The organism is Streptomyces sp. NPDC029044 (assembly GCF_040637495.1).
Taxonomy (GTDB): domain Bacteria; phylum Actinomycetota; class Actinomycetes; order Streptomycetales; family Streptomycetaceae; genus Streptomyces.
This window is the reverse complement of record NZ_JBEZWN010000019.1, coordinates 65,204-91,985: the sequence shown is the minus strand read 5'-3', so window position 1 is coordinate 91,985 and position 26,782 is coordinate 65,204. Positions and strand designations below refer to the sequence as shown.

The following is a 26,782-nucleotide window of genomic DNA, read 5'->3' as shown; positions in this document are numbered from 1 at the left end:
GTGCCCCGCGCATTCCTTCACGGAAAATCCGTGCCACTGTCCGGGGCTCTTATGTGAATGCCGGACGAGCAACGCGCCAATGTGACGCGGCAGTCCTGTGTGACTCAGGTGGACCGGGCGGTGACGGGGGGTCGGGTGGGGCCGGACGAGGGCGGCTCGGTAACCTAAGGCCCGCTGACAGACACTTAGGGCGGCTTTATCGGCCGCTCCGCTCGAGTCAAGGAGTTGCCGCCGCCGTGAGCAGCAGCCTTCGACGCGGTGCCCTCGCCGCCGCCGTCACCGCGTTCTCGATCGCCTCGCTCGCCGCGTGCGGCGCCGGCTCCAACGCCCAGACCCTGGAGATCAAGCCGGACAACGCCGCCACGAGTGTCGGCGACATCAAGATCCAGAACGCGGTCGTGATCACGCAGCCCGACCTCGAGTCGACCGGCCCTGCGGCGATCTCCGCGACCTTCTTCAACTCCGGCCGCAGTGCCGAGACGCTGGAGTCCATCACCCTCCCGGGCACCGGCAAGACCGCCCAGCTGAAGCCCGCCAAGGGCGGCAGCCTCAGCATCCCGCCCGGCGGCTCGCTGGTCCTGGGCGGCCAGAACAACGCCACGGCGATGCTGCCGAGCAGCCGCGAGGCGGTGCAGGACGGCAACGCGCAGAAGGTCACCTTCACCTTCAGCAAGACGGGTGCCGTGAGCCTGCGCGCGTTCGTCGTCCCCGCAGAGCACTACTTCAAGGAGTGGGGCCCGACGGAGGTTCCGGCCGCGCCGGGCGCCTCCTCCTCCCCGTCCGGCTCGCCGTCCGGTTCGCCGTCCGGCTCCCCCGCCGAGGGTGCGTCGGGCGCGCCGGAGAGCCCCGCGGGCGGTGAGACGCCGGGTGGCCACGGAGCGTCCGGTACGCCCACCGACGCGGCCTCGGCCAGCGCGGGCGCCGGGCACTGAGCAGTCGGTCGCAGCACGAAGGGCGGGCCCTCTCCGAGGAGAGGGCCCGCCCTTCGTCGTGCCGTCGTGCGCGGCCGGTCTACGGCTCGAACTTGTAGCCGAGGCCGCGGACCGTCACCAGGTAGCGCGGAGCGCCCGGGTCCGGCTCGATCTTGGCGCGCAGGCGCTTGACGTGGACGTCGAGGGTCTTGGTGTCACCGACGTAGTCGGCGCCCCAGACCCGGTCGATCAGCTGCATGCGCGTGAGCACGCGGCCGGCGTTGCGCAGCAGCATCTCCAGCAGGTCGAACTCCTTCAGCGGCAGGTCGATCTTGGTGCCGCCTACGGTGACCACGTGCCGGTCGACGTCCATGCGGACCGGGCCGGCCTCCAGGGCCGCCGGCGTGACCTCCTCGGGCTCGCCTCTGCGGCGCAGCACGGCGCGGATGCGGGCGACCAGCTCGCGTGAGGAGAACGGCTTGGTGACGTAGTCGTCGGCTCCTATCTCCAGCCCGACGACCTTGTCGATCTCGCTGTCCTTGGCCGTCACCATGATGACGGGGACGTTGGAACGGCCGCGCAGCTGGCGGCACACCTCGGTGCCCGGCAGGCCGGGCAGCATCAGGTCGAGGAGGACGAGGTCGGCGCCGTTGCGCTCGAACTCGTCGAGTCCGTCGGGCCCGGTGGTCGCGACCGCGACCTCGAAGCCCTCCTTGCGGAGCATGTACGACAGGGCGTCGGAGAAGGACTCCTCGTCCTCGACGACGAGCACACGGGTCACGGAAGGACCTCCGGGGCGGGAAGCGTTTCGTACGCGTTCGATTCGGGGGAATGAGGGGTGGACCGCCCGGCCTCCACGTCGAGGCCCGCGCCTCCTGCGCGTGTCTCTCGGGCGGGCTGCTGATGTGCGCGGTCGCGGGCCGCACCGGCCTCCGGCAGCCGCAGGGTGAAGGTGGAGCCCTGGCCTTCGGCGCTCCACACCGTGACCTCCCCGCCGTGCGAGGCGGCCACGTGCTTCACGATCGCCAGTCCCAGCCCCGTACCGCCGGTGGCACGGGAGCGGGCCGGGTCGACGCGGTAGAAGCGCTCGAAGATGCGCTCCTTGTCCTTGTCGGAGATGCCGATGCCCTGGTCGGTGACGGCGATCTCGATCTGGTCCCCGCCGGGCGCGCTCACGCTGCGGGCCGCTATGCCGACGCGGGTGCGGGCGGGTGAGTAGTTGACGGCGTTCTCGACGAGGTTGCCGAGGGCGGCGGCGAGCTGGCCGCGGTTTCCCCAGACGCGCAGGTCGTCGGTAGCGCCTTCACGTCGCCCGCCGCCCGCCTGGTCGGGCCCTTCGGGCGCCCAGACGTTCGAGGCCATGGTGATCTGTTTGGCGCCGGCCTGGTGCCGGCAGCGGTCGACGGCCTCGGCGACGAGCTCGTCGACCCGGACCGGTTCGGCGTCCTCCAGCGGGTCGTCGTTCTGCACCCGGGAGAGGTCGATGAGCTCCTGTACGAGGCTGGTGAGCCGGGTGGCCTCGATCTGCATGCGCCCGGCGAACCGCTCGACGGCCTCGGGGTCGTCGGAGGCGTCCATGACGGCCTCGGAGAGCAGCGAGAGGGCACCGACGGGCGTCTTCAGCTCGTGGCTCACGTTCGCGACGAAGTCGCGCCGGACCGCCTCGATGCGGCGGGCCTCGGTCAGGTCCTCCACGAGGAGCAGCACCAGCCGGGAGCCGAGCGGCGCGACCCGCGCGGAGACGGCCAGGGCCTCTCCGCGTCCGGTGCCGCGCCGCGGCAGGTCCAGTTCGACCTGGCGTATCTCGCCGTCCCGCCGGGTGTCCCGGGCCATCTGCAACATCGGCTCGACGGCGAGCTTGCCGCCGCGGACCAGGCCGAGGGCGTACGCCGCCGAGCTGGCCTTGACCACGGCGTCCGCCTCGTCGAGGACGACGGCGGACGACCTGAGGACCGACAGGACCGTGTCCACGCCCGGCGGGAGCACCGCGTCGGTGTGCAGGGAGCTACGGGTGGGGCGCTTCTGCTCGCGCTCACTCCAGCGGAACGCGAGCATCGCGATGACGCCGGTGAGCACCCCGGCGATCGCTGCCACTGCGGCGACCGCCGCGTTCACGTCCATGCACCCAGGTTAGGCATGGCCAGGGCACCCTCCACAGCCGTCGGGCTGCGAGCTCGAACACTCGTCGCCCAGAGTTCACCTTGGAGCCAGTATTGGTTCATTTGGGATGACGGAAACGGACGCGTAAGGGCCGGAACGTGGGAGCGTGGGGTTCGGACCGTTGGTAATACGACGGTCGTATCGCCGGTTGTCCGGTGGGCCCCGGCCCTTGGACCCCCGACTGAGACGCACGAGAGGGAAAGCCTGATGCGGGACGCGTACCACGAGGAACTGGACTCGATAAGCGACAGTCTGGTGGAGATGGCCCGGCTGGTCGGGTCGGCGATCGGGCGCGCCACGACCGCCATGCTCGACTCCGATCTGAAGCTGGCCGAGAACGTCATCGAGGCCGACCAGCGGGTCGACGAGCTCCAGCACGAGCTGGAGGCCCGGGCCATAGCCCTGCTGGCCCGGCAGCAGCCGGTCGCCACCGACCTGCGGATCGTCGTCACGTCGCTGCGGATGTCGGCCGACCTGGAGCGCTCGGGCGACCTCGCCCAGCACGTGGCGAAGCTCGCACGCCTGCGCTACCCCGACCGCGCGGTCCCGAGCGACCTGCACGCCACCATCCTGGAGATGGGCCAGCTCGCGCAGCGCCTGATGGCGAAGGCCGCCGAGGTGATCATCACCAAGGACGTCGACCTGGCGCTCCAGCTGGAGCAGGACGACGACGAGATGGACCTGCTGCACCGCACGCTCTTCCAGCACCTGATGGACGACCGCTGGAAGCACGGCATCGAGACGGCCGTCGACGTCACGCTGCTCGGCCGCTACTACGAGCGGTTCGCCGACCACGCGGTGTCGGTCGCCAAGCGCGTGGTGTACCTGGTGACGGGCGAGCACGCGGACGAGCTCCAGGCGGACGCCCAGCCGGAGATCCAGGCGGTTCCGGGGGCGGAGAGCGCCTGACGCGCTGCACCGGGGCCGAGGCCGAGGCCGGGGATCGGGACCGGGCGCGCGGGCGCCTCAATGCGCCGTTGATGCGCCCAGCGCCCTGGGCATCCAATGGGCACAGGCACCAGCCTCTAGGAGGGACCCATGGCCGAATCCCCCAGCACGACGCCCGACCCCGCACGGCAGCGTGAGACCGAGCAGCCCGCCGAGATCAGGAGCCTGCACCTGATCGCCGCGTGCGGGTGCGGCTCGGGCTGTGGCTGCGGGTGCCAGTCGGGCAGCCCCTGCCAGTGCGGCTGACGCCGACGCAGTGTCGTCCCGTACGTCCGTCAGGGCCCCGGCTGTCCCGCCGGGGCCCTGCGGCGTGGCGCCCGGGGTCGCCCTGGTGGCCGTACGGGCGGAGCATGGGAGGGAGGCGAGGCGGCACGGGCCTGCGCCGTCGGCGCTGACGTCGCCCAGCCGCTGCCTTTGCCGGGAAGGAGGCTGGAGGCATGCCCAAGTTCATGGATGTCCACAGCGGCATGAAGGGCATCACGGAGGAGCAGCTGCGTGAAGCCCACAACGCGGACCTCGCGATAGAGAAGGACGAGCAGGTCCACTTCGAGATGGCCTGGGCGGACCCGGAGTCCGGCCATGTCTACTGCCTCTCCGAGGCCCCCTCGGCCGAAGCGGTCCAGCGCATTCACGAGCGCGCCGGGCACAAGGCGGACGAGGTGCACCCCGTGCCGCTGACGGTGACGTGACCGACCGCACGCGGCCCGTCAGCGGCGCCGGCCGGCGTTGAGGCGGGCCGCCTGCCGGGTCAGGTAGTCGCGTTCGGCGAGGTCGGGTGCCTTGCGGGCCGCCTCGGCGTACAGGCGGGCCGCCGTTTCCGGGTCACCGTCGCGCTCGTGGAGATACGCCGCCACCGCGGCGTAGCGGGGCAGTGAGTCGTCCAGCGCCGCCAGCGCCGCGAGTCCGGCGCGCGGTCCGTCGGCCTCGCCGACGGCCACTGCGCGGTTGAGCCGGACGACCGGGCTGTCGGTCAGGCGCGCGAGTTCGTCGTACCACTCGACGATCTGCACCCAGTCGGTCTCCTCGGCGGTGGGCGCGTCGGCGTGCAGGGCCGCGACGGCGGCCTGGGCCTGGAACTCGCCCAGCCGGTCGCGGGCGAGGGCCGCCTGGAGGATCCCGATGCCCTCGGCGATCATCCGCGTGTCCCACCGGCCGCGGTCCTGCTCGGCGAGCGGCACCAGGCCGCCGTCGGGCCCGGTCCGGGACGCCCGCCGCGCGTGATGGAGCAGCATCAGGGCGAGCAGCCCCGCGACCTCGGGGTGGTCGATCGCGGCCGCGAGCTGCCGGGTGAGCCGGATGGCCTCGGCGGCGAGGTCGACGTCGCCGGAGTAGCCCTCGTTGAAGACCAGGTAGAGCACGCGCAGCACGGTCGCGACGTCGCCGGGCTGGTCGAACCGCACGCCGGAGACGGTGCGCTTGGCCCGGCTGATGCGCTGGGCCATCGTCGCCTCGGGCACGAGGTAGGCCCGGGCGATCTGCCGGGTGGTGAGCCCGCCGACTGCGCGCAGCGTGAGCGCGACCGCCGACGAGGGCGTCAGCGAGGGGTGGGCGCACAGGAAGTAGAGCTGGAGCGTGTCGTCCGCGTCGGCCGCGGGCCCGGGCGGCGGCTCCTCCTCGACGAGGTCCTCACGCCGGCGGCGCGCGCTGTCCGCCCGCGCCTGGTCGAGGAACTTGCGCCACGCGACGGTGACCAGCCAGCCCTTCGGGTCCCGGGGCCGGTCGGACGGCCAGACCCGGACCGCCTCGATCAGCGCGTCCTGCACGGCGTCCTCGGCCGCCGCGAAGTCGGCTCCGCGGCGGACGAGGATCGTGAGCACGCCGGGGATGAGGCTTCTGACGAGGGCCTCGTCCATCGGTGGGGTCACTCCGTGACGGTGGGGTGGGCGGCCAGGAAGGGGCGCACCTCCAGCCACTCGTGGATCGGCTTGCCGCCCGCTCCGGGGGCGGCCGACAGTTCCCCGGCCAGCTCGACGGCACGCTCGTAGCCGTCGACATCGATGATCATCCAGCCGGCGATGAGGTCCTTGGTCTCGGCGAACGGGCCGTCGGTGACCGGCGGGCGCCCCTCACCGTCGTACCGGACCCACGCCCCTTCGGGGGCGAGCGCCTGACCGTCGACGAACTCGCCCGTCTTCTCCAGCCGGTCCGCGAAGTCGCGCATGTACTGCAGGTGCGCCGAGATCTCCTCGGGCGTCCACTGGTCCATGGGGACGTCGTTGACCGCTGCCGGAGCGCCTCGGTAGTGCTTCAGGAGCAGGTACTTGGCCATGGTGGCTCTCCTCGGTGCGGTTGCGACCCATCTTGGCCGCCTTCACCCCGGGGACGGAGCGGGGCACGGGTTCTCGACATCGCCGCCGAAGTTTTTTCTGCGGGCCGGTGCTCACTGCCCGACGCGGCCGTCGACCCGTTCGCGCAGGAGGTCGGCGTGGCCGCAGTGCCGTGCGTACTCCGCGATCTGCGCGACCAGGATGTCGCGGAGCTGGACCTGTCCGCCCGGTTCGGCGCCGTAGTCGGAGAAGCCGGCGTTGCGGGTGGAGAGGTCGGTGACGCCGGCCAGGAAGCGGTCGGTGCGCTCTGTCTCGGCACGCCACGCCCGCCAGGCCTCGTCCACGACCGCCTGGTCGGCGACGGCACCGTTGAAGTCACCGTCCCGGTCCTCCTCGGTGCGGTACAGCTTCGGCGCGTCCTCTCCGGCCATCACCCGGCGGAGGTGCCGCTCGTCCTCCGTCAGGTGCCGCACCAGTCCGAGCAGCGACATCGTGGACGGCGGGACGGACCGCCGGGCCATCTGCTCGGCGTCCAGACCCGCGCACTTCATCTCGAAGGTGAGGCGGTAGTGGCGCAGGTAGTCGAGGAGGATGCCGCGCTCGTCGACCGGCTCGGTGCCGGTCTCACGAGGGTCGTCGTCGGGGTCGACCCACATGTCGGGATAGACGGTGGCCTTCGTCCACCGCGTCGTCTCCGAGTCCGCTGACGCGGTGGACGCTGCTCGTTCGCCGGTGTGCTCGCCAGAGATCATGCGGGCATGGTGGACCGGGTGGGGCATGGGCGCCACCGAATATCGGGCGCGGACGTGACAGGGGACGGCGGCCCGGTGTCGACGACCAGGACGTGCCGTGCCCGCCCACAGGCCTCACGCGTCACCGCAGGCCGGCCCTCGCCTTCATCAAGGGGACAGCACACCTGGCCCGCTTTCGCTGCGCGGAGCTATCGTGCCGCCGTGACCAGCGCGACGGAGCGTCCCCTCCTCTTCCTCGACGTCGACGGCCCGCTCATCCCGTTCGGGTCATCGTCCGGTCACCTCCACCCCCCTGCGGCCGGTCAGGGAAACCCCCTGCTGGAGCGGCTCGACCCCGGACTCGGTCCGCGCCTCCTGGCCCTGGGCTGCCGGCTCGTCTGGGCGACGACCTGGATGGAGGAGGCGAACGAGGTCGTCTCCCCCCTCGTCGGACTGCCGAAGCTGCCCGTGGTGGAGTGGCCGGACCCCTGCGCCGCCGACCAGGGCCCGCACGGCCTGCACTGGAAGACCGGCCGCCTCGTCGAGTGGGCCGAGGGCCGGCCGTTCATCTGGGTCGACGACGAGATCGGCGCCATGGACCACCTGTGGGTGGAGGCGAGTCATCCCGGGCGGGCACTGCTGCATCGCGTCGACCCGGCGAAGGGCCTCGTGGACGCCGACTTCCGCGCGCTCGCCGGGTGGCTTCGTCCCGTCATGCCGGGCTGAGCACCGCGAGCGGTCCCGGCTGAGCGTCCGGCGCGTGCGGACGGGGCCGGTCAGGCCCGGGTCCGGTCGAGGAAGTCGGCGATCAGCGGGGCGATGTCGGGCAGGTGGTCCTCCAGGACGAAGTGACCGCCGTCGAAGAGGCGCAGTTCGGCGTCCGGCAGGTCTGCCAGGCCGTCGCCATCATGCACAACCTCGCCACGGCAAGGTGAAACAACAGGTCAGCGATCGTAGGAGGCCACCAGATCGCGGTCCACCGTGATGGTGTCGCGATCCAGTGCGGGCAGCCCCAGGTGGTTGCAGATCAGCTGGGTCAGCTGCTCCTCGTAGGTCTCGTTCTGACGATCCAGTCCGGCCGCGGTGATGACGGAGGCCATCTTGTTGGGCCAGTACTCCCCGGCGTAGTCCGGATCCTCGTAGTCGACGCAGGACGACAGCCGGCCGTCCTCGTAGTGGTATGCCTTGGGTCCGTGGGCCTGGGCAAGGGACGGGTTGGGAACGAACACCATCAGCTCGGCGCCTTGTGGGCACAGCTCCCGGTAGTCGATCTCGTCGTAGTCGTTGCGGGAAGGGTTGAACATGGGGTGCACGAGCATGCCCCAGTCGCCTGGTGCTGTGTCGTTGCCGTAGGCGAACGGCGGCCGGTGCTGTGCGGACAGGCCATCGGCCATGGCGGCCAAGTCAGTTCCCCTGAAGTAGACCAGGACGGTTTCGTCTTCCCGGTAGGGGCCGTCTTCCAACCACGCCATGACGCCGCAGTCGATCCAACTTGTCATGCTCGGCAACATATCCGGCGCCCCTGGCATACCGACGTCCAGAGTCGCCACTCGACGCCAGGGCCAACCGCCTCACCCGCGCCGTCGGGGCATCCCCCTGGCGCTGCCGGTCGCCCTCGGCATCAGAGTCCGTCGCTCGCGTCGTCGCCCCTGACGGCCCAGAGACGGCCCAAGACCGACAGCAAGCCCCCTACCAGCGGACAACCCGCAGGCAGGGGGCTTCTTCAGCGCTGCTTACTTCTTCTTGCCCTGGTTCTTGACCGCCTCGATGGCTGCTGCCGCCGCCTCGGGGTCCAGGTACGTGCCGCCCGGGTTCAGCGGCTTGAAGTCGGCGTCGAGCTCGTAGGAGAGCGGGATGCCCGTCGGGATGTTGAGGCCGGCGATGTCCGCGTCGGAGATGCCGTCCAGGTGCTTGACCAGGGCGCGGAGCGAGTTGCCGTGCGCCGCGACCAGGACCGTGCGGCCGGTCAGCAGGTCGGGGACGATCGCGTCGAACCAGTACGGGAGCATGCGGACGACGACGTCCTTCAGGCACTCCGTGCGCGGGCGCAGCTCCGGCGGGAGGGTCGCGTAGCGCGGGTCCGAGAACTGCGAGTACTCGGCGTCGACGTCGAGCGGCGGGGGCGGGGTGTCGTAGGACCGGCGCCACAGCATGAACTGCTCCTCGCCGAACTCGGCGAGCGTCTGGGCCTTGTCCTTGCCCTGAAGGGCGCCGTAGTGGCGCTCGTTCAGGCGCCACGAGCGGTGGACGGGGATCCAGTGGCGGTCCGCGGACTCCAGCGCGAGCTGGGCCGTGCGGATCGCGCGCTTCTGGAGGGACGTGTGGACCACGTCGGGCAGGAGGTCGGCGTCCTTCAGGAGTTCGCCACCGCGGACCGCCTCCTTCTCGCCCTTCTCGTTGAGATTGACGTCCACCCAGCCGGTGAACAGGTTCTTCGCGTTCCATTCGCTCTCGCCGTGGCGGAGGAGGATCAGCTTGTACGGTGCGTCGGCCATGCCTCGAAGCGTAATCCACGCTTTCGCCCGTTCGCGTGGCTGCCCGGCAGGCGGACGTTTGACTGGATCTGTTAATTGAGTGGCCGCCGTCAAGCGGCGGCTTGTAATTTGCGCTTGCCATCAGTGCTGCTTACAGGCGCGGCTGCGGCGCAGCCGGCACTCGTCGCCTCCGGGGGGATCCATGCCGTACGTCCTGCGTGCCCGACGCGCCGTCCGGGAGACGGTCTCGGGTCTGCCCCGCGAGTTCTGGTGGCTGTGGACCAGCACGCTGGTCAACCGGCTGGGTGCCTTCGTCGCCACCTTCATGGCGCTGTACCTGACCCTCGACCGCGGCTACTCCGCCACCTACGCCGGCCTGGTCGCCGCCCTGCACGGGCTCGGCGGGGTGCTCTCCTCGCTGGGCGGCGGGGTGATGGCGGACCGGCTGGGCCGGCGGCCGACGCTGCTGATCGCGCAGGCCTCGACCGCCGTGGCCGTGGCGCTGCTGGGGTTCGTGCACGACCCGGTCGCGATCGCCGGTGTCGCCTTCCTGGTGGGCATGGCGAGCAACGCCTCGCGGCCCGCCGTGCAGGCGATGATGGCGGACATCGTGCGGCCCGAGGACCGGATCCGCGCCTTCTCCCTCAACTACTGGGCCATCAACCTCGGCTTCGCCGTCTCCTCCATGGCCGCCGGGTTCATCGCGGAGGTCAGCTACCGCGCCGGGTTCCTGATCGAGGCGGGGATGACGATGGCCTGCGCGATCCTCGTCTTCCTGCGGCTGCCGGAGTCCAAGCCGGCCGCACCGGCGGTGCGGGACGCGACCGCGGAGGACTCCGTGAGCCTGGGCACCGTCCTGCGCGACGGGCGGTTCATGAGCGTCGTCGGACTGTCCTTCCTGATCGCGCTGATCTTCCAGCAGGGGTCGGTGGGACTGCCGGTGGCGATGGGCGAGGCCGGTTTCAGCCCGGCCGAGTACGGCATGGCGATCGCCGTGAACGGCGTGCTGATCGTCGTCCTCCAGATCCCCGTCACCCGCTTCATCGAGCACCGGGATCCCCGTCGGCTGCTGGTCGTCTCGTCCCTCCTCGCGGGGTACGGCTTCGCGCTCACCGCCTTCGCGGGATCGGTGGGGGTCATCGCGCTCACCGTGTGCGTGTGGACGCTGGCGGAGATCGTCAACGCGCCCACGCAGACGGGCCTCGTCGTACGCCTGTCCCCGGTGCACGGGCGTGGTCGCTACCAGGGCATGTACACGATGTCCTGGTCCGTGGCCGCCCTCGTCGCCCCGCTGCTGTCCGGGTTCGTCATCGACCGGTTCGGGGCGGAGTGGCTGTGGGGGTCCTGCGCGGTGCTCGGGACGGTGGCCGGGGCGGGGTACGCCGCGCTGATGCGGCGGGTGTCCGCGGAGCAGGAGGACGAGGGGGCGAGGGCGGAGAAGGCCGAGGGGGTCCGGGCGACGGTGGCCGGGGAGACCGGCGGGGCGCTGTGACCGGCCACAGCCACCCGGCCCGTCACATCGGCAGGGAGTACAGCCGCACCCGTCCGGATTCGCGGACGCCTTCTCCGGGCCGCCCCCGGACAGATCGGGGATGGCAACCATTCCCTGCGGAGCTGGAACCCCGGGAAGCCGGCCGCGCGCTCGCGACCACAGCCTCGGGCTGACAACGGGCCTTCGGCGTCGGCGCCGGCGAGCGTGGCCGCCCTAGCCGTCCACGAATCCGAGCTCCGTGTCCGGGCGGCACTGCGGGCAGGCCTTGACCCCCTCGGCGAGGGCGCGCCGGGCGTGTTCGCGGTCGACGCCCTTGCCGCGCCGGCCCGCGTTCCAGCAGCCGCCGACATGGACGTACACCGCTTCCTGGCCGGACAGGCCGCGCTCGATCACCCAGTCCGGCGCGGGCGGCCGGGCGAGGAGACCGTGCCGGTGTTCGGCCTGGCGGCGTTCCTCGTCCGCGATCCATCGACGGGTGCGTGCCAGGTCGCGTTCCTGCACGCGCTCCAGGAAACGGAGCAGCGCGAGCCGCGACTCTGGATCGTTCATGCGTTCGATTCTAGGTTCGACGTCGCCTCCCGGCCCACCCCGGACCCCCACCGGCGGCGGTGCCGGCTACCTCCGAGGTAATCGACGCTCACCCCATGTCCCGGCAGGCTGGCGTCCATGACACCCGCCGACACCACCGAAGCCACCCGCCTCACCGTCCAGAAGTTCCTCGGACTCCGGCTCGCCGGGGACACCGAGGGGCTCGCCGCGCTCTTCGCCGACGAGGTCGACTGGATGCTCGCCGACAACCCCGGCGTCCCGTGGATCCGGCCCCGGTCCACCGCCGCCGAGTGTGCGGCACAGGCCGATGAGCTGGGCCGGTACACCGTCCCGGAGGACGCCCGCGCGTCCGTGGACACCTTCCTCGTCGACGGGACCGACGCCGTGCTGATGGGCCGGCTCTCCGGAACCGTCCGGGCGACGGGGAAGTCCTTCTCGGGACCGTTCGCGCTGCGGCTCACCGTCGAGGACGGGCGGATCACCCGGCACCACCTCTACGAGAACAGCCTGTCGATCGCCGAGGCCTGCACCCCGTGACCGGGCGCTGTCGCTGAGCGAGGACGTTCGTGGCCGGCCACCGGCGTCCGCGGCGCGGGTCCCTCCGTGAGCCCCTCCGTGAGCCTCAGTCCCGCCGTACCGGCCGCCAGTACTGCCGCTTCTCCTCGTCCCGTACGACCACCCCGAGCCGCAGCAGCTCGTCGCGCAGCTCCCGGGCGTCCCTCGCGTCGTCCTCGTGCTTGCGGGCCTGCGCGCGCGCCCGCAGCAGGGCGTCCGCGCCCGGGGGCAGGCCGGGGGTGCCGGGGACCCAGCGGCGGAACTCGGCTCGGTGCGGGTCCTCCTCCGCCCACGCGTACCCGTGTTCCGTGAGGGCGTCCGCGAGGCGCTGCCAGGGCAGCCCGCTGTGCTCCCTCGCCCGTTCCATGCCGTCCGGGCCGAGCAGGACGAGCTGCTTGCCGTCCCGGAACAGCACGGAGATCTCCTCGCGGGTGAACTCCTGGGAACTGCCCCGGACGGCCAGGGTCACCCGGGTGTCGCAGACGCGGACGGACAGCGACTCGTCCACCGCCGTGAAGCCGAGCAGCAGGCCGCCGAGGACGCCCACCGTGATCGTGCCGAGGGTGAGGGCGGGTTCCGGGACCGAGGTCAGCAGTTCGGCCGGGCCTTCGAGCGGCGCCCACGGCAGGGTGAGCAACAGGCGGGCGAGGAGCGGGAGCAGGGCGCCGGCCACGGCACCGCAGGCGACGCAGAAGAGCACGATCGCCCAGGCGGATTCGGCGAGTTCCGTCGCCTCGCCCGCCCGCGGCCGGGGGCTCTTGCCCATGGGAACGTTCCTGGCTTCCTCCATGCGGCCAGTCTCCTGAAGGGCCGTCCGCCCTGTCATCGGCCGTTGGTCTACAGGGGCCCGACTTTGGTTTCAGGGGTGCATCCGCGCTCCCTTGACGACCTTGTCCACCGCGTTCTTCGGGCCGTGCACCGCGAGGCCGACGAGGTCGAGATCCGCCGTGGGCACCGCCCGTACGGCCGCGCGGTTGTCGCGGTCGTTGCCCGTGGCGAAGAGGTCGGCGGTGAAGACCGCGCGGGGCAGGGCGCGGGTCAGAGCCCGGGTGTGGGCGGCGGTCAGAGTCTCCTTGGTGGCCTCGAAGACCATGACCGGCTGGCGGAACATGGGGAGGTAGGGCACGCCGTCCGCGTCCTCGTACGGTTCGCCGATCACCTCGGGAAGCTGCGTTCCCAGGCCGCTGACCAGGAACGACGTCACATTGAGGCGCTGCCAGGGCTCCAGGTCGGCGCGCAGCAGCACGGCGATCTTCGTGTCGAAGCGGATCGGCTCCGGGCCCGGGGATTCGGTGATCGTGTTCATGATCCGAGCGTGCCGGGCAGTCCCCGTCGAGGTCTTGTACGTTCTTTGCATGGCCTCCCAGCCCGCCCGGATCGTCTCCGCCTGGCGGCCCGCCGTCCCGGGTGTCGTCGAGGTCTTCCACGCGCGGTTCACCGAGTACGCGTATCCGATGCACGTCCATGACGCCTGGACGCTGCTGATCGTCGACACCGGTGCCGTGCGGTACGACCTCGACCGGCACGAGCACGGCACTCCGCACGACACCGTGTCGCTGCTGCCGCCGCATGTGCCGCACAACGGCTCCCCGGTCACCCCGGAGGGCTTCCGCAAGCGGGTGCTGTACCTCGACGTGACGCATCTCGGGGAGGAGTTCATCGGGGCGGCCGTCGACCGGCCGGATCTGCGCGATCCGCTGCTGCGGTGCCGGGTGGGGCAGTTGCACGGCGCGCTGGGGCGGCCCGGTGAGGAACTGGAGGCGGAGAGCAGGCTGTTGTTCGTCGGGGAGCGGTTGCGCGGGCACCTGCGCGGCGACCCCGCTTCCCCGCGGCCGGCCGATCCCGTTCTCGCGCGGCGGCTGCGGGAGTTGCTGGACGAGCGGATCGTCGAGGGCATCGCCCTGCGGGAGGCCGCCGGGCTGCTCGGCGCCCACCCCGCCCATCTCGTACGGGCGTTCAGCGCGGCCTACGGCATCGCCCCGCACCAGTACCTGACGTCCCTGCGCGTGGGGCGGGCGCGGCGGCTGCTCCTGGAGGGGCGCTCACCGGGCGACGTGGCGGTGGCGGCCGGGTTCTACGACCAGTCGCACCTCACCCGGCACTTCCGCAGACTGGTGGGGGTGCCGCCGGGGCGGTACAAGGCGGGCTAACGCTCGGGGCGCTGGGTCAGGTGCGCGAACGCGTCCAGGTTGCGCGTGGACTCCCCCCGCGCCACCCGCCATGCGTACTCCTTGCGGATCGCCGAGGCGAAGCCCAGCTCCAGCAGGGTGTTGAAGGCGCCGTCGGACGCCTCCAGGACCTGGCCGAGCAGCCGGTCGAGCTCGTCGGCGGTGACGGCGGACAGGGAGAGCCGGCCGGTGACGTAGACGTCGCCGTGCTGGTCGACGGCGTAACTCACGCCGTAGAGCTTGAGGTTGCGCTCCAGGAGCCAGCGGTGGACGCCCTGTTCGTTCTCGTCGGGATGACGGATGACGAAGGCGTTGAGCGACAGGGAGTGGCGGCCGACGATCAGGGAGACGGTCGTCTTGAGCTTGCGGGTGCCGGGGAGCTGCGCGACGTAGGTGCCGGGCTGGGGGCTCTCCCACTCCAGGTCGGCGTCCTTCAGCGCTCCCTCGATGACCTGGGCCGCGCGCTGTTCCTGATCGGTTTCACCCATGCAGCGAGCGTACGCGACGGCGGTGTGCCTGCATCGCGGCCGTGTAGACGTCGGCCGTGGCGGCGGCCGCCGTGTCCCAGCCGAAGGACTGGGCGTGGCGGGCGGCCTGCCCGCCGAGCCGGGGCACCAGCTGCGGGTCGTCGGCGAAGTCGCCCAGCACGCGCGCGTACTCGGCCGGGTCGTGCCCCTGGACGAGGAAACCGGTGTGCCCGTCACGCACGGCGACCGGCAGGCCTCCGACCGACGCCGCGAGCACCGGGGTGCCGGCCGCCTGCGCCTCTATGGCGACCAGGCCGAAGGACTCGCTGTAGGAGGGCATGACCAGCACCGAGGCGGCGCGGAACCAGTCCGCCAGCTGCTCCTGGCCGACCGGCGGGCGGAACCGTACGACGTCGGCGATGCCCAGGCGTGCGGCGAGCTTCTGTAGCCCCTCGGGCTTGGCGAGACCGCTGCCGGAAGGGCCGCCGACGACGGGCACGAGGATGCGCGAGCGCAGTTCGGGACGCCGGTCGAGCAGGACGGCGACGGCGCGCAGCAGCACGTCCGGGGCCTTCAGGGGCTGGATGCGGCCCGCGAAGAGGGGGATCAGCGCGTCCTGGGGCAGGCCGAGGCGGGCCCGGGCGGCGGCGCGGCCGTCGGCGGGCGAGAAGCGGCCGAGGTTCACGCCGGGGTGGACCACGGCGACCTTGTCGGTCTCGGCCGCGTAGTGCCGGACCAGTTCGTCGGCCTCTTCGGTGGTGTTGGCGATGAGCCGGTCGGCGGCGGCGACGATCTGGGTCTCGCCGATGACGCGGGCGGCGGGCTCGGGGGTGTCGCCGTCGGCCAGGTTGGCGTTCTTGACCTTGGCCATGGTGTGCATGGCGTGCACCAGGGGGACGCCCCAGCGCTGGGCGGCGAGCCAGCCGACGTGGCCGGAGAGCCAGTAGTGGGAGTGGACCAGGTCGTAGTGGCCGGGGCGCTGGTGGGCCCAGGCCTGCATGACGCCGTGCGTGAAGGCACACAGCTGGGCGGGGAGGTCCTCCTTGTTGAGGCCCTCGTAGGGACCGGCGTCGACGTGCCGGACGAGGACGCCGGGGGCCAGCTCGACGGTCGGGGGGAGGGCCGCCGCGGTGGCGCGCGTGAAGATCTCGACCTCGACACCGTGTGCGGCCAGGCGCTGGGCGAGCTCCACGATGTAGACGTTCATGCCGCCGGCGTCGCCGGTGCCCGGCTGGTGGAGCGGGGAGGTGTGCACGGAGAGCATGGCCACCCGGCGGGGCCTGCGGTGCAGCCGGAGGCGCGGGGGCGATGACGTGGCGCGCCGGCCGAGCCTGCCGATGTACTGGCTCACGGGGCGTTCCTCCTCGCTCGGGGCATGCCTTTCGCAGGGCGCACGCTGCCCTCCGACGGAGTCCAACACCGGAAGCCGGTGCTCCATTTCCTGATTCGGCAGTTTTACCGAATCATTACCGCTTGTCGCTCAACCGTTCGAGAGAGTCCGGCTGCCGGGCCCCACCCGCCGGCGGCGGCACCTCGCCCCTGACCGGGCCGGAGGCCGCTTAACCTCGTACGTATGACACCCCGCGCAGCGACCCGACCCCTGGGCACGGTGACGCGCGGGACGACCAACCCCAATCGGCTGCGCCGCATGGACCGCTGGATCGTGGCCACGCACGGCGCCGAGCTGCGCCGCGCCCCCGACCCCGTGGCGGTCGACCTCGGCTACGGCGCCGCGCCCTGGACGGCCGTCGAACTGCTCCAGCGCCTGCGGACGGTCGCGCCCCGCGCGCGCGTGGTGGGCGTCGAGATCGAACCGGCCCGGGTCGCGGCGGCGCTGCCCTACGAGCGGCCGGGCCTCGTCTTCCGGCACGGCGGCTTCGAGATCCCGGTCCCGCAGCGGCCCCTGCTCGTCCGCGCGGCGAACGTGCTGCGGCAGTACGAGGAGGGCGAGGTCGCGGCCGTGTGGCAGCGGCTGTGCGCGCGGCTGGCACCGGCCGACCCGGCGACCGGCTCGCACGGCGGGCTGCTGGTCGAGGGGACCTGCGACGAGATCGGGCGCCGGCACGTCTGGGTCGCGCTCGGCCCGGAGGGACCGCGCACGGTCACCTTCGCGACCCGGCTGGGCTCCCTGGAACGCCCCTCGGACCTGGCGGAACGGCTGCCGAAGGCACTCATCCACCGCAATGTCCCGGGCGAGCCGGTGCACGCCTTCCTGCGCGACTTCGACCGCGCCTGGGCGGCCGCCGCGCCCTACGCCTCCTACGGCGCCCGCCAGCGCTGGATGCGCGCGGTCCGGGACCTCGCGGCCGACTGGCCGGTGGCGGACGGGCCGGTGCGGTGGCGGCAGGGCGAAGTGACGGTGCGGTGGGAGGCCTTGGCGCCGGGCGCCTGACTCCTCCGGCCCGGCCGGGGCCGATGGAACGATCTCTCTGAGTCGTTCGTCACACAGACCGGGGAGATCGCATGCCGGGGGCATACCGGCGAGGGGGCGGCGGGCAGTACTACCCCTGTCGCTTTCCGGACGGACATGGCAGCATCCCCGGACGAACCGCACGTTACTGACGGTTAATCAGTTTGGGGGCTGAGGTATGGGAACGGGCAAACGTGGCCTGATCGCGACGGCGGTGGCCGTGGTCTGCGCGATCACGGTGCTGGCCGCACCGGGCACGGCGTTCGCGAACCCCACCCCCTCCCCCACCCCGAGCGCGGGCCCGTCCCTCGCGGCCGGCAAGGACCTCGAAGCCGTCCGTAAGAAGCTCGACAAGCTCTACCGCGCCGCGGGCCGCGCCACCGACGAGTACAACGCCGCCGAGGAGAAGGCGGACAAGCAGTCCGCCGAGGTCGTCGAACTGGCCAAGAAGATCGTCAAGGGCAAGGAGAAGCTCCGGAAGCTGAAGGACCGCGCGGGGGCCGCGGCCGCCGCCCAGTACCGCGGGGGCGGGCTCCCGCCCGAGGCCCACCTGGTCCTGAGCGACGACCCGCAGGACTTCCTCGACGGCGCCGGCCGGGTCCGCGAGGGCCACCACGCGACGAAGGGCCTGCTCGGCGAAGTGACCCGCACCCAGGAGGACTTGGAGCAGTACGCGAAGGACGCCTCCGCGCAGTGGAAGAAGCTGGAAGCGGGCCGCAAGGCCAAGGCCGCCGCACAGAAGAAGATCGAGAAGCAGATCGCGCAGGCGGAGAAGCTCGAATCCGCGCTACAGGAGGAGGAACAGGAGCGCCTCGCCGAGTTGGAGAAGGAGGCCGCGAACAAGGCGCAGACCGCCTGGCTCGACTCCGGCATCCTCGACGAGATCGACGGAAAGGCCTCCGAGCAGGGCAAGAAGGCCGTGCAGTACGCCACGGCCCAGATCGGCAAGCCGTACCAGTGGGGCGCCGAGGGCCCGAAGACCTACGACTGCTCGGGGCTGACGTCACAGGCCTGGATATCCGCCGGGCGCGGCATCCCCCGCACCTCGCAGGAGCAGTGGAAGCGGCTGCGGCACATCGCCGTCCAGGACATGCGGCCCGGCGACCTCATCATCTACTTCGACGACGCCAGCCATGTCGCGATGTACATCGGCGACGGGGCGATGGTGCACGCACCGCGGCCCGGGCGTACCGTGACGATCGCCGGGGCCGGATCCATGCCCATCCTCGGGGTGGTCCGGCCGGACCCGGACACCGGCGCCAACTGATCGCCGGCGACGGCGTGAAGACGGCGGCCTGTGAGCGGAAGTCTGAAGACGGCGCACCGGAAGACTGCGGCCTGACGACGGCGGCCTGACGACGGCGCACCCGAAGACTGCGGCCTGACGACGGCGCACCCGAAGGCTGCGGCCTGACAACGGCGGCCTGACGACGGCGCACCCGAAGACTGCGGCCTGACGACGCGCACCGGATATCGGACACCCGCGGTGACCTGGCCCACGTGACCCACCGCACGCCCCACCGCGGGCAAACCGTGCGCTGACGTGACGTTCGTCATCCCCGCAGCATCTCCCAGCTGTCCAACTGCGGTACATATCGCGGCATATGACACTGGCCGGTGGCACAGCGGCGTGGCTCACACCATTCCAATGCGGCGCCGACACCCGCTATGGTCCCCGTCGGTGGGTCGAGGTCCCTCGCCCCACCGTGCCCTCGGGGGGAGGGAAGGAACCCAAGACGATGCCCGTACCCATACCGCGGCAGAGAGCGATCCCGGCCGTGGAGAGTGGTCAGGCGCAGGCCGCGTCCCCGCACGGCGGCTCGGCCGAGGAATCCGCGAAGGACGCCTCGCCCACGGGCCGCACGCCGGACACCGCCGGGAAAACCACGGACAAGGTGGAGAACAGCACCGCCCACACCAACCTGACGCTGCTGCTGATCGAGGACGATCCGGCCGGTTCGCCGATCGTGCCCGACATGCTCGACCAGGCGGGCAAGCCGATCCGCGTCCGCACGGCCCGCAACCTGACGGAGGCCGGGCGGCTGCTGACCGACGACGTCCACTGCATCCTGCTGGACCTGGCGCTGCCCGCGCCCGGCCACAGCGACTCCGAGGACGAGCTCGCCGTGCTCCGGCACGTGCTGGAGCTCGCGCCCCGGCACGCCGTCCTGGCGCTGACCGCGTCGGGCGACGCCGAGCGCGGCGCCGAGGCGGTGCGCGTCGGCGCCCAGGACTACCTCTTCCGCGACGAGCTGGACGGCAGGCTGCTGAGCCGGGCGATCCGCTACGCGGTGGAGCGCAAGCGCTCCGAGTCGGCCGAGCGGCGGCTCGCCGAGGGCCGGCTGCGCGCGCAGGAGAACCGCCGCCTGGAGCGCGGCCTGCTGCCGACGCCGCTGCTGGAGGGCTCCACGCTGCGGTTCGCCGCCCGCTACCGCCCCGGCCGCTCGCGCGCGCTGCTCGGCGGCGACTTCTACGACGTCGTGCGCACGCCGGACGGCACCGTGCACGCCATGATCGGCGACGTCTGCGGCCACGGCCCGGACGAGGCAGCTCTCGGCGTGGAGCTGCGGATCGCCTGGCGCGCGCTGACCCTGGCGGGCCTGTGCGGCGACCAGCTGCTGGGCACGCTCCAGCAGGTGCTGGAGCACGAGCGGGCCGACGACGAGATCTTCGCGACCCTGTGCACGGTGGACATCGCGCCGGACGGCCGCCGCGCCGGCCTGTGCCTGGCGGGCCACCCGTCGCCGCTGCTGGCCCGCCCGGGCAAGCCGGCCCGCCTGCTGCCGTACGACAACAACGGCCCGGCCCTCGGACTGCTGCCCGGCGCCCGCTGGCCGCGGATGCAGGTGGAGCTGGGCGCCGAGTGGAGCCTGATGCTCTACACCGACGGCCTGATCGAGGGCCACATCGGCCAGGGCCGGGAGCGGCTCGGCCAGGACGGCATGACGGAGATGGTCCGCCGCCAGTTCGCCGAGGGCCTGCGGGGCGAGCAGCTGCTGCGGGCGGCGGTGAACGAGGTGCGCGACCTCAACGGCGGCGAGCTGACGGACGACGTGGCCGTCCTGCTGCTGGACCGGGTGCCGTAGCTCTGACGCCGCCTCTCCGGAGTCTCCGGAGGAAGCCCTTACCGGCCGCCGTTCCACGGGCCGTAGGGGCCGTCACTGCTGGAGCCCCGCTGGCTGCGGCCGCCGCCCGGGAGCGCCCGGATCGCGGGCCGTACGTCGACCATGTACACGATCGTCGCGATGAGGCCGATGATCGGGAGGAACGACAGGATCGGGAAGAGCAGGTTCACCACGAAGGCGATGCCCAGGATGATCAGCCAGAAGGGCTTGGTCTTCTTGTCGGCCGCCCGGTAGGCGTCCTCCCGGCGCACAGCCGCGTCGAGCAACGCGAAGCCGCTGAAAACGATCAGGGCCATGCTCAGAAGCCACATAAACCCTGCGAAGCCCTGCATCAGCACAACGTCCACCACCTGACTCGGCTCGTCCTACGCGTCACCGTACCCGTACAACGGGCCGGGCACCCCCAGGGTGCCCGGCCCGTGTGACCGCTCCGCCGTCCTGCTCGCCGTCCTACTTCGCGGGCGGGGTGGTCTTCTTCGCGGTGGTGGGCTTGCGCGCCGGGGCCTTCTTGGCGACGGGCGCCTTCTTCGCCGGGGCGGCGGCGGCCGGCTTCGCCGGCTCCTCCTTGACCTCGACCGGCTGCGGCTTCGGCTTCGGCTCGACGGCCACGGCCAGCTCCTCGACGCCCTCGGCGACGTCCTCGATGCTGTCGGCGGCCTCGCCGCGCCAGGTCCGCACGGCCTGCTCGCCGTGCTCGGCGACCTTCTCGTAGGTCTCACGGGCCTTGACGGCGTACTCGGCGGCCACGCCGACGCCGCGCAGCGCGAAGTCCTGGGCGCTCTCGCCGAACTTCTTCAGGTCCGAGTCGATCGTGCTGCCGAGCTTCTTGATGTCGACGTCGATGGAGCCGATGAACTCCGTGACCTTGGTCTGCAAGGTCTCCTGCGTCTCCTTGACGCGGGCGGAGGCCTCCTTGGCCCGGGCGGACGCCTTCTCCTGGACGGCCTTGGTGTCGGTGTTGCGTACGGCGTCGATCCGCGCGGGGGCCTCGGAGCGCAGCTGCTCGACCAGGGCCGGCACCTTCTTGGCCTGCTGAAGGGCCAGGTCGGCGGTGCCTGCGGCGAAGTAGAGCGGGGTCGGGTCGCTGAAGGTCTTGCGCAGGTCGTCGGTGATGGCCATGGTGATGGTCCTCCCGGATTCTGTATCGCTTGAGGGTTCGGCTGAGGGTGTGTGATCCGCGGCAGAGCGGCCGGTGCCCTGGTCCGGCTCAGCCGGCCGTCTGCTGCGGGTCGATGTCGCTGCCGTCGTTCTTGCTGAGGCTCTTACTGGCGCTCTTGCCGGTGCTCTTGCCGGTGCTCTTGCGGCTTCGGCGCCGGGCGGGCTGAGCGTCCGCGGTCGGGCCGGGCGCCGGTATCTCGGCTCCGGCAGCGGGAGCGTCCCCGTCGACGCTCACCACACCGTCCCCGGGGACGACCCCGACGACACCCGGGGCGTCCGAGCCGTCACCGCTCCCGAACCCGTTCTCCTTGCGGAAGGACTCGTAGATCTGGAGCAGCACCTGCTTCTGGCGCTCGTTCAGCGCCGGGTCGGCGAGGATGACGGCGCGCGTCTCCACCTCGTCCCGGTCCCGCTCGGCGTCGAGGATGCCGGCCCGGACGTACAGCGTCTCGGCGGAGATCCGCAGGGCCTTGGCGACCTGCTGCAACACCTCCGCGCTCGGCTTGCGCAGCCCGCGCTCGATCTGGCTCAGATACGGGTTGGACACCCCGGCGGCATCGGCGAGCTGCCGCAGCGACAGCTGCGCGGTGCGCCGCTGTTCGCGCAAGTAGTCACCGAGGTTGCCGACGTTGAGCGTTGCCATGCCTCCACAGTGCAGCACCTCGCTAACTATTGCAAGCACCCGCTTGCAATAGTGCGCCACGCCACCCGGCTGCCTCGGGTACGGTGACGCGTCTCGCTGAAGGCGAGCCGGTCTCGGTCTATCTGAACCAGGCGTCCCACCATGCGCTGGACCTCCGGAACGTCGGCCAGAGGGTCCGGATCAGCCAATGCCCTGGAGAAGGCATCACGGCCGAGCCCCACCATCCACAGGCCGAAGTAGCAGAATCCGTCATCCGAACACCAGCCACCGAAGATCCGGTCCGCTGCCGCCCACAGATCCCACGTGAACGCCTCGTGCGTCACCTCGTCCAAGCGCACCTGGAACTGCACAACCTCAGCCAGCGGCCTTCGCGCCAATGCGCCACGCAGCCACGCGAGCCGCTCGTCCGGGCCCTGCGCCTGACGCCGGCACTCCTCGATGAGCTTCCAGAAGGAATCAGTGTCCACAGCGGCACTGTGCCAGGCACCTCTGACAGGGCAGGGTCGACGAACTATGTTCGAGGAGTGGAGAATCCGGAGATCATCATCAAGCTCACCTCGGATGAGGCGCTGGTCCTGTCGGACTGGCTGGAGCAGGTACAGATGACGGACCTCAGTCGTCTCGTCGACGATGCGGCGGTCTGGGCACCCCTTCACCGCATTGCGGGAACGCTCGACAAGTCGCTGTCGGGGATCTTTGCGGCGGACTACGCCGAACGTCTGGAGGCGGCCCGCAGCAGGCTTCGTCCAGACCTGGGCGTCAGCGACATTGACGAGGAGGGTACGGACACATGAAGCCCCTCTCGGAGATGACTGAACGCGAGTACTTCGTCAGCGTCGGCCAACGTCCCGGCATGTTCGTCGGCAAGACCTCCTTCCCCATGCTGACCGCGTTCCTGACCGGTTATGACCAGCATGCTCTCCGGCACGGTGGGCCCGGGCTCACCGGCTGGCACGACTGGCTCGTCGCCCGTCGCGGACGCGACTGCGACCACGCCTGGCCGGGCCAAATCCTCCACATCGCCCTCCCGAACGGCTGGGACGACTTGTGGAATCTTCCGCCTGAGGACGAACAGCAGGCGATCAAGGTCCTGTTCGAGCTCCTCGACGAGTTCGCCGCCGAGCGTGAAGCAGCGCAGGACTCATGATCGAATCCGAGATCGAGATCAGCGAGGGTCTGGTCCGTGACCTGCTTCGGGAACAGCATCCGGACCTGGCCGAGCTGCCCATACGCGAGGTGGCGGGCGGCTGGGGCAACCAGATGTGGCGCCTCGGTGACGAGTTGGCCGTCCGGATGCAGCGGATGGACACGAGCCCCGATCCGCAGCTCAAGGAGCGCCGGTGGCTGCCGACTCTGGCCGCGCGCCTGCCGCTGCCGGTTCCGGTCCCCGTCCGGGACGGTGCGCCGTCCGAGCGCTTCCCCAAGATCTGGACCGTCATGACATGGGTCGAGGGCACGCCGCTGGACCACGGCTCGATCACCCGCGGCGACCACGCGGCCGAAGCGCTGTCGGAATTCCTCAGGGCACTGCACGTGGAGGCACCCGCCGACGCACCGACCGCATCGGACTTCGGCGCCCACCCCGAGGCCTGCACGGGCGGCTTCGAGCACTTCTTCCAGGCCGTGGCCCCTGCGGACCTCGCCGATGAGATCCGCGAGGTCTGGGGCGAAGCGGTGGCGGCCCCGGAGTGGCAGGGCCCACCGGTGTGGGTGCACGGCGATCTGCATCCCGCGGACGTCGTCGTCGCGGACGGGACACTGGCGGGTGTCGTCGACTTCGGCGCACTCGTCGCCGGCGACCCGGCGTGGGACCTCGCGGCCGCCTGGCTGCTGCTCCCCGCGGGCGGCGCTTCACGGTTCTTCAACAGCTACTCACCGGCGGACGAGGCGACGGTGCGACGAGCGCGCGGACTGGCCGCGATGAGGAGCCTGTTCCTGATGTCGATGGGCCAGAACGGGGACCGCGGCCTGCCCGGCGGCAAGCCGAACTGGGGGCCCGCAGGCCGGTCCGCACTTGATCGTGTCCTTAAGGGCCTTTGACATCTGCGGTCGGCACTCCGGCGGTCTCAGCCCCCGACGATGCAAAAGGGATGCCCCGCCGGATCCGTCAGCACCCGCCACCTGCCCGCGTTCGGCTGTTGCTCCGGCCTGCCCGCACCCAGCTCCACCAGCCGCGCCTCGGCCTCGTCCAGGTCCTCGACGTCGAAGCAGCAGTGCAGCTGCTGGGGGACGTCCTGGCCGGGCCAGCTCGGTGCCCGGTAGCCGTCGACCCGCTGGAAGCCGAGGATGAGTCCGCCCTCACCGCCCAGCGCGGCGAACTCGGCGTCCGACTTCGGATGCGGTTCCAGGCCGATGGCCTGCTGGTAGAACGCCGCGAGGGCGAGCGGGTCCGCGCAGTCCAGGGTGATCGCGCTCAGTTTCATCCGGCGAGCACCTCCTGACAGTCCGCCCAGGCCGGTTCGCTCAGCAGGGGGCGGATGCGGGTGAAGAGGCCGAGGAGTTCGGGTCCCCACTGGTCGCGGAACGCGGGGTCGAGACGGGCGAGGTCGGTCTCGTTGGCGGCGGACAGCTCGGCGAAGTCGCGCCGCGACTGCGGTTCCGGGATGTGGCTCAGGCCGGTGAACCGGTCATGAAAAGGTCCGTCGGCAGCCGCGAGCGTCGGATAGGTGGCCCTGCGATCGCACGAGGCGTACAGGTACACCAGGGCCTCGGCCTCGGCACCCACCGCCGCTGCCAGTTCGCCGCGGCGGTCCAGGGGCAGCAGGGCTTCCGGGAAGCCGTCGGTGCCGTAGAAGGCGTGGCACAGGCCCGCCAGTTGGAGGGCCGGGCGGGCGCCCCACGCGGCCAGTTGCCGCTGGACCCGGGTGAGGTGGGCGAGGAGGGTGCCGCCCGGGTGGGCGGTGTCCGCCGCGCCGAGGCCGCGCAGGAGCGTGACGGCCGGTCCGCAGTCGGGAGGGGAGACAGGCACAGGGGGAGTCCTTCCAGCAGTGGTCCGGACGGGGCGGCAACCATCAAATCGGTGGACGGACCGGGCCGGCCATCGATTTGATCCCCGTCGTGACGACGACGGGGGCGGGAACGCGGACCTGTTCGGGCCGGGGCTGCTCGACGATCCGGAGACGTTCGTGCTCGCCGGGCGGTCCGCCGACGGGCGGGTGGCCGTGGGAGCGGTGGCCGGCCGGAGCAGTGACGTGGTCGGGGTGTCCAACGTCTTCGGACCGCCCGACGTGGCCTGGCCCTTCGTCCTGCACGCGGCCGGCCGGCTCTTCCCCGCGTTGCCCATCGTGGGCTACGAGCAGGGGGACGACCTGACGGCCGCCCTCCGCCACGGTTTCGAGGCCGTCGGGCCGCTCCGGGTGTGGACACACGCCGGGTGCCGGGCAGCTACTGCGGCCTGTACGCCAGGAACGTGCCCACCTGCCTCTTCGACTCTCCCTCCGGTTCCTGCACCACCCGCGTCGTGACCACCAGACCCGCCCGCTGGAGGAGTTCGGCGATGCGGTCCGGCGGGAGCAGGTACGACGCGTAGGACACCGGGTGACCGCCGTAGGCGTGGGTCGGGCGGAGGTCCTCGCCGCCGCCGATGTGGCCGGCCAGCATCAGCCGGCCGCCGGGTGCGAGGGTGCGGTGGAACTCGGAGAACACCGTCGGCAGCCACTGCGGCGGGGTGTGGTGGGTGGCGTAGTACGCGAGGATGCCGCCGAGCCCGCCGTCGGCGATGTCCAGCGCGGTCATCGAGCCGACGGTGAAGCGGAGTTCCGGGTACGCCGCCCGGGCCAGCTCGACCATCCTCGGCGACACGTCCACGCCGAACGCCGGGACCCCGAGGGCGGCCAGATGTGCCGTCACCTTGCCGGGGCCGCAGCCCAGGTCGGCGACCGGCCCGGGGTGCGGGGGCCGGACGAGGTCGGCGAACGCGGCCAGCATCGCGCGGGACACCGGGTCCAGTTCGGCCGGTTCCTTGACGCGCCGGGCGTAGTCGGCGGCGACGGCGTCGTAGGACTCGCGGACCGCTGTGAGGTGGGAGGGCTCGGTCATGCCGTGAACCTAGGCGACGGCGGTGACACGACCCGTACTCCGACGCCAGTACGCCGGGTTACTCCCACCGTGAGACGACCCCGCGGCCCCCGTTCGGCACCGTGCTCGGCATGACCATGAATACGAGGCAGAAACAGAGGCCGACACCGGCCCCGAGCCCGCCCCGGCGGCTCGGCCGCCCCGCCCGCCGGGCCGCCCTCGTCGTGCACGTCATCGCCTCCGCCGGCTGGCTCGGGCTCACGCTCGGGCTGCTCGCACTCGGGGCCACCGCCGCCACCAACGGCTCCGCCGGGACCGTGGAGGCCTCGGTGCGGGCCATGAAGCTCTTCGCCGACTGGCTCCTGCTGCCGGTCGCGTTCCTCACGCTCCTCAGCGGCCTGCTGCTGGCGCTGGGCACGGTGTGGGGTCTGGCCCGGTACCGCTGGGTGTACACGAAGTTCTGGCTGACCCTCGCCACGACGACCGCCACGGTGTTCGCGCTGCGCCCCGGGGTGAACTCCGCGGTCACCGCCGTCGCCGCGGGCGGGCCGCTGCCGGACGCGGGTGACGTGCTGTTCGGGCCGGTCGTGTCGCTGTCCGCGTACGCCTTCATGACGGTGATCTCCGTCCTCAAGCCCTGGGGGAAGACCCGCCGCGGTCGCAGAAAGATGCAGGCAGTTGCCTAAAACCTTTAGGCAGGGGCACAC

35 protein-coding genes and 1 pseudogene are annotated in these 26,782 nt (G+C 71.7%); 16 read left to right on the top strand and 20 right to left on the bottom strand.

The genetic code is table 11. The features are described from left to right. Positions 1-236 precede the first annotated feature (236 nt). A complete protein-coding gene (locus AB0E85_RS18130) occupies positions 237-932 on the top strand; it encodes a DUF461 domain-containing protein (RefSeq protein WP_361927856.1) in 696 nt (231 codons plus the stop codon). A gap of 79 nt (positions 933-1,011) precedes the next feature. Here the strand turns inward: AB0E85_RS18130 and AB0E85_RS18125 are convergent, their stop codons facing one another. Both AB0E85_RS18125 and AB0E85_RS18120 read right to left on the bottom strand, forming a co-directional pair. Next, entirely contained in the window at positions 1,012-1,692 is a 681-nt protein-coding gene (locus AB0E85_RS18125; RefSeq protein ID WP_030243122.1) for a response regulator transcription factor, read from the bottom strand. Further along, positions 1,689-3,032 (bottom strand): ATP-binding protein, encoded by a 1,344-nt coding sequence (locus AB0E85_RS18120; RefSeq protein ID WP_361927854.1) that lies wholly within the window; start codon positions 3,030-3,032, stop codon positions 1,689-1,691. The genes AB0E85_RS18125 and AB0E85_RS18120 overlap by 4 nt, the downstream gene beginning before the upstream one ends. A 246-nt stretch (positions 3,033-3,278) precedes the next feature. On the opposite strand from AB0E85_RS18120, the gene phoU reads away from it, so the two are divergent. The 3 genes from phoU to AB0E85_RS18105 all read left to right on the top strand — a co-directional run bounded on the left by phoU (position 3,279) and on the right by AB0E85_RS18105 (position 4,708). Beyond that, on the top strand, positions 3,279-3,980 hold the full coding sequence (phoU, locus tag AB0E85_RS18115) for a phosphate signaling complex protein PhoU (protein WP_184847696.1): 702 nt from the start codon (positions 3,279-3,281) through the stop codon (positions 3,978-3,980). Between the two features lie 129 nt (positions 3,981-4,109). After that, positions 4,110-4,265, top strand: a complete 156-nt coding sequence (locus tag AB0E85_RS18110) for a hypothetical protein (RefSeq protein ID WP_361927852.1) — start codon at positions 4,110-4,112, stop codon at positions 4,263-4,265. Positions 4,266-4,456: 191 nt separating this feature from the next. Further along, entirely contained in the window at positions 4,457-4,708 is a 252-nt protein-coding gene (locus AB0E85_RS18105) for an SCO4226 family nickel-binding protein (protein ID WP_361927849.1), read from the top strand. 18 nt (positions 4,709-4,726) lie between these two features. On the opposite strand, the gene AB0E85_RS18100 is transcribed toward AB0E85_RS18105, so the two are convergent. The 3 genes from AB0E85_RS18100 to AB0E85_RS18090 form a co-directional block, all read right to left on the bottom strand. Continuing rightward, the gene (locus AB0E85_RS18100) at positions 4,727-5,872 is read right to left on the bottom strand and encodes a DUF6596 domain-containing protein (protein WP_361927925.1); all 1,146 of its coding nucleotides are present in this window, start codon (positions 5,870-5,872) and stop codon (positions 4,727-4,729) included. 8 nt (positions 5,873-5,880) lie between these two features. Then, on the bottom strand, positions 5,881-6,288 hold the full coding sequence (locus AB0E85_RS18095) for a YciI family protein (RefSeq protein ID WP_184847697.1): 408 nt from the start codon (positions 6,286-6,288) through the stop codon (positions 5,881-5,883). Positions 6,289-6,399: 111 nt separating this feature from the next. Then, positions 6,400-6,942: a DinB family protein gene (locus AB0E85_RS18090; protein ID WP_361927922.1), complete on the bottom strand. Its 543-nt coding sequence runs from the start codon at positions 6,940-6,942 to the stop codon at positions 6,400-6,402. 297 nt (positions 6,943-7,239) lie between these two features. Between AB0E85_RS18090 and AB0E85_RS18085 the strand changes: the two genes are divergently transcribed. After that, positions 7,240-7,743 carry an HAD domain-containing protein gene (locus tag AB0E85_RS18085; protein WP_361927846.1) on the top strand — a complete coding sequence of 168 codons (504 nt, stop codon included), beginning with the start codon at positions 7,240-7,242 and terminating at the stop codon, positions 7,741-7,743. Between the two features lie 50 nt (positions 7,744-7,793). On the opposite strand, the gene AB0E85_RS18080 is transcribed toward AB0E85_RS18085, so the two are convergent. The 3 genes from AB0E85_RS18080 to AB0E85_RS18070 form a co-directional block, all read right to left on the bottom strand. Further along, positions 7,794-7,931 (bottom strand): hypothetical protein, encoded by a 138-nt coding sequence (locus tag AB0E85_RS18080; protein ID WP_361927843.1) that lies wholly within the window; start codon positions 7,929-7,931, stop codon positions 7,794-7,796. Between the two features lie 30 nt (positions 7,932-7,961). After that, entirely contained in the window at positions 7,962-8,516 is a 555-nt protein-coding gene (locus tag AB0E85_RS18075) for a hypothetical protein (RefSeq protein WP_361927840.1), read from the bottom strand. 234 nt (positions 8,517-8,750) lie between these two features. Beyond that, positions 8,751-9,512, bottom strand: a complete 762-nt coding sequence (locus tag AB0E85_RS18070) for a phosphoglyceromutase (protein ID WP_351626452.1) — start codon at positions 9,510-9,512, stop codon at positions 8,751-8,753. Between the two features lie 181 nt (positions 9,513-9,693). Here AB0E85_RS18070 and AB0E85_RS18065 point away from each other — a divergent pair, with 181 nt between their 5' ends. Then, positions 9,694-10,983, top strand: coding sequence for an MFS transporter (locus AB0E85_RS18065; protein ID WP_361927836.1), 1,290 nt, complete (start codon positions 9,694-9,696; stop codon positions 10,981-10,983). Between the two features lie 213 nt (positions 10,984-11,196). Here AB0E85_RS18065 and AB0E85_RS18060 read toward each other — a convergent pair whose 3' ends face one another. Continuing rightward, complete coding sequence (locus AB0E85_RS18060) at positions 11,197-11,532, bottom strand: DUF6233 domain-containing protein (RefSeq protein WP_361927834.1); 336 nt, start codon at positions 11,530-11,532, stop codon at positions 11,197-11,199. A gap of 117 nt (positions 11,533-11,649) precedes the next feature. Between AB0E85_RS18060 and AB0E85_RS18055 the strand changes: the two genes are divergently transcribed. Continuing rightward, a complete protein-coding gene (locus AB0E85_RS18055; protein WP_361927831.1) occupies positions 11,650-12,069 on the top strand; it encodes a nuclear transport factor 2 family protein in 420 nt (139 codons plus the stop codon). An 85-nt stretch (positions 12,070-12,154) separates the two neighbouring features. Here the strand turns inward: AB0E85_RS18055 and AB0E85_RS18050 are convergent, their stop codons facing one another. Further along, entirely contained in the window at positions 12,155-12,877 is a 723-nt protein-coding gene (locus AB0E85_RS18050; protein ID WP_361927827.1) for a hypothetical protein, read from the bottom strand. A 69-nt stretch (positions 12,878-12,946) separates the two neighbouring features. Then, the gene (locus AB0E85_RS18045) at positions 12,947-13,393 is read right to left on the bottom strand and encodes a DUF2000 domain-containing protein (RefSeq protein WP_361927824.1); all 447 of its coding nucleotides are present in this window, start codon (positions 13,391-13,393) and stop codon (positions 12,947-12,949) included. Between the two features lie 49 nt (positions 13,394-13,442). On the opposite strand from AB0E85_RS18045, the gene AB0E85_RS18040 reads away from it, so the two are divergent. Next, complete coding sequence (locus tag AB0E85_RS18040; protein ID WP_361927821.1) at positions 13,443-14,237, top strand: AraC family transcriptional regulator; 795 nt, start codon at positions 13,443-13,445, stop codon at positions 14,235-14,237. Here AB0E85_RS18040 and AB0E85_RS18035 read toward each other — a convergent pair. Then, positions 14,234-14,743 carry a YbjN domain-containing protein gene (locus AB0E85_RS18035; protein ID WP_361927818.1) on the bottom strand — a complete coding sequence of 170 codons (510 nt, stop codon included), beginning with the start codon at positions 14,741-14,743 and terminating at the stop codon, positions 14,234-14,236. The genes AB0E85_RS18040 and AB0E85_RS18035 overlap by 4 nt on opposite strands. Beyond that, complete coding sequence (mshA, locus tag AB0E85_RS18030) at positions 14,736-16,073, bottom strand: D-inositol-3-phosphate glycosyltransferase (protein ID WP_361927815.1); 1,338 nt, start codon at positions 16,071-16,073, stop codon at positions 14,736-14,738. Before mshA ends, AB0E85_RS18035 begins: the two co-directional genes overlap by 8 nt. Positions 16,074-16,295: 222 nt before the next feature. On the opposite strand from mshA, the gene AB0E85_RS18025 reads away from it, so the two are divergent. The 3 genes from AB0E85_RS18025 (at position 16,296) to AB0E85_RS18015 (ending at position 20,218) form a co-directional block, all read left to right on the top strand. After that, entirely contained in the window at positions 16,296-17,114 is an 819-nt protein-coding gene (locus AB0E85_RS18025) for a class I SAM-dependent methyltransferase (RefSeq protein ID WP_361927812.1), read from the top strand. 196 nt (positions 17,115-17,310) lie between these two features. Then, positions 17,311-18,399: an NlpC/P60 family protein gene (locus tag AB0E85_RS18020; protein WP_361927810.1), complete on the top strand. Its 1,089-nt coding sequence runs from the start codon at positions 17,311-17,313 to the stop codon at positions 18,397-18,399. Between the two features lie 472 nt (positions 18,400-18,871). Beyond that, entirely contained in the window at positions 18,872-20,218 is a 1,347-nt protein-coding gene (locus AB0E85_RS18015; RefSeq protein ID WP_361927807.1) for a SpoIIE family protein phosphatase, read from the top strand. Positions 20,219-20,256: 38 nt separating this feature from the next. Here AB0E85_RS18015 and AB0E85_RS18010 read toward each other — a convergent pair whose 3' ends face one another. The 4 genes from AB0E85_RS18010 to AB0E85_RS17995 all read right to left on the bottom strand — a co-directional run bounded on the left by AB0E85_RS18010 (position 20,257) and on the right by AB0E85_RS17995 (position 22,525). Further along, positions 20,257-20,589 carry a DUF2516 family protein gene (locus tag AB0E85_RS18010; RefSeq protein WP_078945429.1) on the bottom strand — a complete coding sequence of 111 codons (333 nt, stop codon included), beginning with the start codon at positions 20,587-20,589 and terminating at the stop codon, positions 20,257-20,259. 118 nt (positions 20,590-20,707) lie between these two features. Next, positions 20,708-21,376: a hypothetical protein gene (locus AB0E85_RS18005; protein WP_361927804.1), complete on the bottom strand. Its 669-nt coding sequence runs from the start codon at positions 21,374-21,376 to the stop codon at positions 20,708-20,710. A gap of 88 nt (positions 21,377-21,464) precedes the next feature. Further along, on the bottom strand, positions 21,465-22,058 hold the full coding sequence (locus AB0E85_RS18000; RefSeq protein WP_361927801.1) for a helix-turn-helix transcriptional regulator: 594 nt from the start codon (positions 22,056-22,058) through the stop codon (positions 21,465-21,467). 26 nt (positions 22,059-22,084) lie between these two features. Next, a complete protein-coding gene (locus AB0E85_RS17995; protein ID WP_361927798.1) occupies positions 22,085-22,525 on the bottom strand; it encodes a DUF4240 domain-containing protein in 441 nt (146 codons plus the stop codon). 57 nt (positions 22,526-22,582) lie between these two features. On the opposite strand from AB0E85_RS17995, the gene AB0E85_RS17990 reads away from it, so the two are divergent. Genes AB0E85_RS17990 through AB0E85_RS17980 form a run of 3 tightly spaced genes read left to right on the top strand, consistent with a single transcriptional unit; the run spans position 22,583 to position 24,098 of the window. Further along, positions 22,583-22,852 carry a hypothetical protein gene (locus AB0E85_RS17990; protein ID WP_361927795.1) on the top strand — a complete coding sequence of 90 codons (270 nt, stop codon included), beginning with the start codon at positions 22,583-22,585 and terminating at the stop codon, positions 22,850-22,852. Continuing rightward, a complete protein-coding gene (locus AB0E85_RS17985) occupies positions 22,849-23,205 on the top strand; it encodes a hypothetical protein (protein ID WP_361927791.1) in 357 nt (118 codons plus the stop codon). Before AB0E85_RS17990 ends, AB0E85_RS17985 begins: the two co-directional genes overlap by 4 nt. Then, the gene (locus tag AB0E85_RS17980) at positions 23,202-24,098 is read left to right on the top strand and encodes an aminoglycoside phosphotransferase family protein (protein ID WP_361927788.1); all 897 of its coding nucleotides are present in this window, start codon (positions 23,202-23,204) and stop codon (positions 24,096-24,098) included. Before AB0E85_RS17985 ends, AB0E85_RS17980 begins: the two co-directional genes overlap by 4 nt. 26 nt (positions 24,099-24,124) lie before the next feature. Here the strand turns inward: AB0E85_RS17980 and AB0E85_RS17975 are convergent, their stop codons facing one another. Next, positions 24,125-24,481, bottom strand: coding sequence for a VOC family protein (locus tag AB0E85_RS17975; RefSeq protein WP_361927786.1), 357 nt, complete (start codon positions 24,479-24,481; stop codon positions 24,125-24,127). Beyond that, positions 24,478-25,026: a DUF6817 domain-containing protein gene (locus AB0E85_RS17970; protein ID WP_361927783.1), complete on the bottom strand. Its 549-nt coding sequence runs from the start codon at positions 25,024-25,026 to the stop codon at positions 24,478-24,480. Before AB0E85_RS17970 ends, AB0E85_RS17975 begins: the two co-directional genes overlap by 4 nt. A gap of 94 nt (positions 25,027-25,120) precedes the next feature. Between AB0E85_RS17970 and AB0E85_RS17965 the strand changes: the two are divergent. Further along, a pseudogene (locus AB0E85_RS17965) lies at positions 25,121-25,426 on the top strand (hypothetical protein); the annotation flags it as partial. Positions 25,427-25,442: 16 nt separating this feature from the next. On the opposite strand, the gene AB0E85_RS17960 reads toward AB0E85_RS17965, so the two are convergent. Further along, the gene (locus tag AB0E85_RS17960) at positions 25,443-26,096 is read right to left on the bottom strand and encodes a class I SAM-dependent methyltransferase (RefSeq protein WP_361927780.1); all 654 of its coding nucleotides are present in this window, start codon (positions 26,094-26,096) and stop codon (positions 25,443-25,445) included. 116 nt (positions 26,097-26,212) lie between these two features. Between AB0E85_RS17960 and AB0E85_RS17955 the strand changes: the two genes are divergently transcribed. Continuing rightward, a complete protein-coding gene (locus AB0E85_RS17955) occupies positions 26,213-26,761 on the top strand; it encodes a DUF2269 domain-containing protein (protein ID WP_361927918.1) in 549 nt (182 codons plus the stop codon). Positions 26,762-26,782: the final 21 nt, after the last annotated feature.